We start from the raw sequence: 6,047 nt of genomic DNA, 5'->3' as shown, positions 1-6,047 counted from the left end.
GTCGTCTCGGTCGGAGCGGGAACCTTCTCGTCGCCGGAGGATCCGCGGAAGGCGAGAAGTACGACCGAAACGACTAGTGCGACCACGGCGAGCGACGCTGCGACGAGCGCGACGATGGCCGAGCGGGTGCGGTACCAGGGCACGGTGGCGGGCTTGAAGTTCCAGGTACCCGCGTTGAAGGCGTCGAACGGATGCTCCGTTGGATCCAGCGGCGGCGGCGCGACCCATTCGGCGGCGGGTTCGTCCTCTCTCTCGAAGGCGACCTCGGATTGGTCATCGAACTCGGCCACCGGATCGATGTATTCGGGCTCGTCGAAAAGGTACCCGAACTCGCCGTTCGCCTCGGGTGCCCCGTCGTCGACGGGTTGCCGAACGGCCAGCTGATCCGTGTCGACTGGGTTGTCGACAGTATCGTCCAGTCTGGCTTCCCTCGAGGCCTCGCTCTCAGCCACCCCCTGATGCTAGGTGGCCACCTGCGCAGATGCGCGGCAGGTCGCCGAATTCGTGGCACGCGTCGCAGAACTGGGTGCGTCGCCCTGAACGCCTGCCGACCTGTGAGCCCCCCGGTAAGGTCCCCAACGAGTTGTTCGTTCACCGTCGCGACCAGGCGCAGACACTTCGGCGTCACCGTCGCGCCTCCCGTCCATAAGAAGGTTCGCCAATGAAGAAAACACGGCTCACCGCTTCCGCTGATTCACGGCTCGCCGTGGTCGCCGGCGCCTTGGCCCTCGTCCTCGTGGGCGGCCTCGCCGCATGCGCACCGCCCCAGGCGAAGGAGAACGGGGAGAAGACCTCCACGGGTGTGAGTGCGTCCGAGGCGAAGTCGGCCGCCGATTTCGGTGGGGACAACCTGTCGGGCCTGATCGACGCCGCCAAGAAGGAGGGCCAGCTCAACGTCATCGCGTTGCCGCCCGACTGGGCCAACTACGGCGCCGTCATCAAGGCGTTCGGCGACAAGTACGGCATCAAGGTCAACTCGGCGCAACCCGACGCGGCCAGCCAGGACGAGATCAACGCCGCGACCCAGCAGAAGGGCAAGTCCACCGCGCCCGACGTCTTCGATCTCGGACAGTCGGTCGCGCTGGCCAACACCGCGCTGTTCGCGCCGTACAAGGTCGCGAAGTTCGACGAGATCTCCGATGCCATGAAGGATCCCGACGGTGCGTGGGTCAACGACTACGGCGGCTACATGTCGATCGGTTACGACTCCGCGAAGGTGCCCGAGGTCAAGGGCGTCAACGACCTCCTGGCGCCGGAGTTCAAGGGCAAGGTCGCGCTCAACGGTGACCCGACACAGGCAGGCGCCGCGTTCTCGGGCGTCATGATGGTGGCGGTCAGCCAGGGTGGTTCGCCCGACGACATTGCGCCAGGGGTCACGTTCTTCCAGAAGCTCAAGGAGGCAGGCAATTTCCTGCCGGTCGACCCGACGCCCGCCACCATCGAGTCGGGCCAGACGCCGGTGGTCGTCGACTGGGACTACCTGAACGTCGCCGAAACCAAGAAGCTGCCGTCGTGGAAGGTGTTCATCCCGCCGAACGCGGCCGTCGCCGGTTACTACTACCAGGCCATCAACAAGGACGCCCCGCACCCCGCTGCAGCCCGCCTGTGGCAGGAGTTCCTGTTCGGCGACGAGGGGCAGAACCTGTATCTGCAGGGCAGCGCACGGCCGGTGCGCGCCGACACCATGGTGGTCAACGGCACCATCGACCTGGCCGCCTACCGGCTGTTGCCACCCGTCGACGGTGCGGCCACCTACGTCACCGAGCAGCAGAACAATGCGGCCAAGAAGTACCTGGAGGCCAACTGGGCGAAGGCGATCGGCTGATCCCGTTGCGCCGACTCCGCGAATCCCTGCCGCTGCTGCCGTTCTTCGCGGTCGTCGCGATCTTCCTCATCGTGCCGACCATCACGGTGGTCGTCAGCGCTCTGGTCGAGGACGGCCGGTTCTCGTCGGCGCGCCTCGGCGCTCTGTTCTCCGAGACGGCGCTGACCGCCCTCGGCAGGAGTGTGCTGCTGTCGGGTAGCACCGCGCTCCTCGGCGCCGCGTTCGGCGCATTGCTGGCCTGGCTGATCGTGACGAGGCCGGCGACGTCGTTGATCCGGCGTTCGGTGCTTTCACTGTGCAGCGTCCTGGCCCAGTTCGGGGGCGTCGCATTGGCTTTCGCGTTCCTTGCGACGATAGGCCTCAACGGAGTGCTGACGCTGTGGGCGCAGGAGCATCTCGGCTGGAATCTGGCCGGTTCGGGTTGGCTGTACGGGCTGCCGGGGCTGATCCTGGTGTACACGTACTTTCAGATTCCGCTGATGGTGATCGTCTTTCTGCCCGCGCTCGAGGGCCTGCGAGAGCAATGGCGCGAGGCCGCAGTCAGCCTCGGCGCGTCGACGTGGCAGTACTGGCGTCAAGTCGCCGTCCCGCTGCTGACGCCCGCCTTCCTCGGCTCGGCACTTCTGTTGTTCGCCAACGCGTTTGCGGCCTACGCCACCGCCGCCGCTCTGGTCAGCCAAGGCAGCCCGATCGTGCCGCTGATGATCCGCGCCGCCCTGACCAGCGAAGTGGTGCTGGGCCAGGCCGGCTTCGCGTACGCCCTGGCGCTCGAGATGATCGTCGTCGTGGCGTTGGTGATGGCCGCGTACAGCGTGCTCATCCGTCGGACGGCGAGGTGGCTGCGATGAGGCAGCGCGTGATCAAGGGTGCGCTCTGGGTGGTGTTCGGCCTGTTCTTCCTGTTCCCGCTGTACGCGATGGCGGACTTCTCCACCCGCAATCTGCTCAAGGGCGGTCGGACGATGCAGGCGTGGACGAACCTCGTCACCGACGACGCGCTCTATCAGTCGATCGTGACCTCGCTACTGCTCGCGGCGCTGACCGTGGTGGCGATGCTGATCCTGTTGGTGCCCACGATGATCTGGGTGCGGCTGCGCACTCCGTGGGCCAAGGGTGCGGTCGAATTCCTGTGCCTGCTGCCGCTCACCATTCCTGCTCTGGTGGTCGTGGTCGGACTCAAGAACGTCTACCTGTGGGTGACCTATCTGCTTGGGGAATCCGCGCTGACGCTGACGTTCGTCTACGTCGTGCTGGTGTTGCCGTTCGCCTACCGGTCGATCGACGCGGCGCTGTCCGCGATCGACCTCGGGACCATCTCGGAGGCGGCGCGGTCGCTCGGCGCCGGGTGGCCGACGACGATCGCGCGCGTCGTGGTGCCCAACATCGCCTCGGGCATCCTGTCGGCAGCGTTCATCTCCGTCGCCGTCGTGCTCGGTGAGTACACCGTCGCCTCGCTGTCCGGGTTTCAGACGCTTCCGGTTCAGATCGTCGCGCTCGGCAAGACCGACGGGCCGACGTCCGTGGCAGCGTCGCTGGCCACGCTGCTGTTCGGATTCGTTCTGCTGCTTGCCCTTTCACTCTTGACCCGACGGAGGCGTCACGCATGAGCACTGTTGCGACATCGACCACGGGGGTCAGTGTCGAGCTGACCGATCTCACCCGGACCTACGGCACGGTCAAGGCGCTCGACGGCCTGAACCTGCGGATCGAGCCGGGCGAGTTCGTCGCCCTGCTCGGTCCGTCCGGGTGTGGCAAGACCACCGCGTTGCGGATCCTGGCCGGTCTCGACCAGGCGACCTCGGGCAGCGTGACCGTCGATGGGCGTGACCTCACCGCCGTGCCGGCCAACAAGCGCGACATGGGGATGGTGTTCCAGGCCTACAGCCTGTTTCCCCACTTGACGTCGCTGGAGAACGTCGAGTTCGGCCTGAAGATGCGCGGCCGGGGCAAGGGGGACCGCGCAGGCCGGGCGGCGGAGATGCTCGACCTCGTCGGACTTTCCGAGCATGCCCACAAGTACGCCTCCGAGCTGTCGGGTGGCCAGCAGCAGCGGGTGGCCCTGGCCCGTGCGCTGGCGATCCAGCCGCGGGTCCTGCTGCTCGATGAACCGCTGTCCGCACTCGACGCGAAGGTTCGCACACAGCTGCGCGACGAGATCCGCCGGGTGCAGCTCGAAGTCGGAACGACGACGCTGTTCGTCACCCACGACCAGGAGGAGGCCCTGGCGGTCGCCGACCGGGTCGGGGTGATGAGCAAGGGCCGCCTGGAGCAGCTCGCCGCGCCCGCCGACGTGTATGCGAACCCGGCCACGCCGTTCGTGGCCGAGTTCGTCGGCCTGAACAACCAAGTGCCGGCATCGGTTTCGTCCGGCAACGCGCACATCCTCGGTTCGGAACTGCCGACACTGAACGGTTCCATCGCATCGGGGGCGGGCACCGCGCTGGTGCGCCCGGAGTCGGTGACTATCGCCGCCGATGACGCGGGTAGAGCCACGATCAAGTCAGTGGCGTTCCTCGGCCCGATCTCGCGGGTGTACGCCGAGCTGTCGGACGGTGCCGTCGTCAGCGCGCAGTTGAGCAGTGCACAGGCCAGGGACTTCACGCCGGGACAGCGGGTGACCGTGGGGGTGCTGCGAACCTCGGTGTTGGTGGTTCCCACCGCCAGCTAGCGGCACCTCTCGTATGAGCGGCGCGGGTCAGCAGGACGCGGTGATCATCGGCAGGAGATATTGGCGCACGTAGGCCCTGGTGTCATCCAGCGTGGCGAGGTTGATCCCGGTGTGCGGGGTGACGATGAACGACAGGGTGAGTCGGGTTTGGAGCTCCGCGACGCTGCGCTACTCATCGGGGCGGGCTTCGAGACCACCGTGAACCTCATCGGCAACGGCATCGTCCAGCTGTTGGCTCACCCCGAACAGCTGGCACGCCTACGCGAGGATCCCGACCTCTGGCCCGCCGCCGTCGAGGAGATCCTGCGTATCGAAAGCCCGGTACAGATGACCGCCCGTACCCCACATCGCGACGTCGAGATCGCCGGGCAGCACCTTCGGGCCGGCGAGATGGTTGCGCTGCTTCTCGGCGGCGCCAATCGCGACCCGCACGTGTTCACCGACCCCCACGACTTCGACATCACCCGGGCCAATGCGCGACCATCTGGCGTTCGCCTCCGGTGTGCACGCGCGGCCCTCGCCCGAATCGAAGGTGCCACCGCGCTGCGCGCACTCTTCGAGGCGTATCCGGATCTGCGCCTGACCGAACCCCCGCAACGGCGCGGGCTGGTCAACCTCTACGGCTACCCGCGACTGCCGGTGCAACTGCACAGCCGCAGTGCCGCGGCCACCGATCGCCTCAACTGAAACACCAAGAACGACGACCCCCAGAACGTCGAGGTGGCCGAGGAGCGGCCACGGATGTCGAACACCATCGCCAATCGGATCGCCGCTGCGGCAGAGCGGATCTCGTCGCTGCTGGGTCCGCACATGATGCGCTACATCGCACACTTCAACAAGCGAGTCACCAATCCGATCCAGCGGCTGTGGGCCGCTCGTCTGCACCACATGGCCGTCATCGAGCACCGCGGCCGTAGCACCGGCAAGGACTATCGGACTCCGGTCATGGCGTTCGTCGTGGGCGGCGAGTTCGTGGTCTTCCTGAACTACCGCACCGAATCGGACTGGGTCCGCAACGTCCAAGCCGCCAGCTCGGCATCGAGGGTGTCACCGATCCGCCGCCCCCGGCTCATTCTGCGGCCGAGGACGCGGCTCAATCCCAGCCTGCTGAACACGGTTCCCACGAAGTGTCCCTTTGCCGCCGTGTAAGACTCGCGGTCATCTCGATACGTTTGGGCGAGTTGGTGTTTCAGCAGTTCGTACGCTTCACGCAGGAGGGCGTGTGAGCGCAGCAGATCGCGAAACACGAGCAACTCGCGTGCGTGCGGGTCGCCGGGCTCGATGAGGTACTGGTGGTGGGTGCGGGCATCTGGCCGCGGACGCAGGAACCACAGCCGCCAGGAACCGTTCGGATCTGACGGCCAAAGCGGCCAGCCGGCGTCCTGAAGGATCGGTACCGCTCGGCGCGCTTTCGACAGCGATCTGACGGGCGCGAGCATGTCGATGACCGGTTTGAATGCCAGGCCACGCACTGACGTAGATCCCACGTGCTCGATCGGCCCGGACAGCCATGTCGCCAGTGCCGTAGACAATCGATCACGCTGTTCAGCGAACT

The 6,047-nt window shown here is 66.6% G+C and carries 5 protein-coding genes and 4 pseudogenes; 6 read left to right on the top strand and 3 right to left on the bottom strand.

The window, feature by feature from the left end:
• Nucleotides 1-452, bottom strand: a pseudogene (locus tag QOI01_RS20635) (hypothetical protein); the annotation flags it as partial.
• Nucleotides 453-661: 209 nt separating this feature from the next.
• Here QOI01_RS20635 and QOI01_RS20630 point away from each other — a divergent pair.
• Genes QOI01_RS20630 through QOI01_RS20615 form a run of 4 tightly spaced genes read left to right on the top strand, consistent with a single transcriptional unit; the run spans nt 662 to nt 4,492 of the window.
• Nucleotides 662-1,825 carry an ABC transporter substrate-binding protein gene (locus tag QOI01_RS20630; RefSeq protein ID WP_526384204.1) on the top strand — a complete coding sequence of 388 codons (1,164 nt, stop codon included), beginning with the start codon at nt 662-664 and terminating at the stop codon, nt 1,823-1,825.
• A complete protein-coding gene (locus QOI01_RS20625; RefSeq protein ID WP_526384206.1) occupies nt 1,825-2,673 on the top strand; it encodes an ABC transporter permease in 849 nt (282 codons plus the stop codon). Before QOI01_RS20630 ends, QOI01_RS20625 begins: the two co-directional genes overlap by 1 nt.
• Nucleotides 2,670-3,431: an ABC transporter permease gene (locus QOI01_RS20620; RefSeq protein WP_526384202.1), complete on the top strand. Its 762-nt coding sequence runs from the start codon at nt 2,670-2,672 to the stop codon at nt 3,429-3,431. Before QOI01_RS20625 ends, QOI01_RS20620 begins: the two co-directional genes overlap by 4 nt.
• Nucleotides 3,428-4,492, top strand: a complete 1,065-nt coding sequence (locus QOI01_RS20615) for an ABC transporter ATP-binding protein (protein ID WP_526384200.1) — start codon at nt 3,428-3,430, stop codon at nt 4,490-4,492. Before QOI01_RS20620 ends, QOI01_RS20615 begins: the two co-directional genes overlap by 4 nt.
• Nucleotides 4,493-4,519: 27 nt before the next feature.
• On the opposite strand, the pseudogene QOI01_RS20610 reads toward QOI01_RS20615, so the two are convergent.
• Nucleotides 4,520-4,660, bottom strand: a pseudogene (locus QOI01_RS20610) (TetR/AcrR family transcriptional regulator); the annotation flags it as partial.
• On the opposite strand from QOI01_RS20610, the pseudogene QOI01_RS20605 reads away from it, so the two are divergent.
• A pseudogene (locus QOI01_RS20605) lies at nt 4,652-5,179 on the top strand (cytochrome P450); the annotation flags it as partial. The pseudogenes QOI01_RS20610 and QOI01_RS20605 overlap by 9 nt on opposite strands.
• 54 nt (nt 5,180-5,233) lie before the next feature.
• Nucleotides 5,234-5,641, top strand: coding sequence for a nitroreductase/quinone reductase family protein (locus QOI01_RS20600; RefSeq protein ID WP_526384198.1), 408 nt, complete (start codon nt 5,234-5,236; stop codon nt 5,639-5,641).
• Between the two features lie 20 nt (nt 5,642-5,661).
• Here QOI01_RS20600 and QOI01_RS20595 read toward each other — a convergent pair.
• Nucleotides 5,662-6,024 (bottom strand): annotated as a pseudogene (locus QOI01_RS20595) (GrpB family protein); the annotation flags it as partial.
• Nucleotides 6,025-6,047: the final 23 nt, after the last annotated feature.

The sequence above is a fragment of the Mycobacterium sp. genome (assembly GCF_032162605.1).
In the GTDB taxonomy this organism is placed as follows: Bacteria; Actinomycetota; Actinomycetes; order Mycobacteriales; family Mycobacteriaceae; genus Mycobacterium.
Note: the sequence above shows the minus strand (reverse complement) of the source record. Positions and strands in the feature narration are given on the sequence as shown.

Coding starts and splice junctions, on each gene's coding strand:
- QOI01_RS20620 (WP_526384202.1), top strand. CDS start 2,670: ATGAGGCAGCGCGTGATCAAGGGTGCGCTCTGGGTGGTGTTCGGCCTG.
- QOI01_RS20615 (WP_526384200.1), top strand. CDS start 3,428: ATGAGCACTGTTGCGACATCGACCACGGGGGTCAGTGTCGAGCTGACC.
- QOI01_RS20630 (WP_526384204.1), top strand. CDS start 662: ATGAAGAAAACACGGCTCACCGCTTCCGCTGATTCACGGCTCGCCGTG.
- QOI01_RS20600 (WP_526384198.1), top strand. CDS start 5,234: ATGTCGAACACCATCGCCAATCGGATCGCCGCTGCGGCAGAGCGGATC.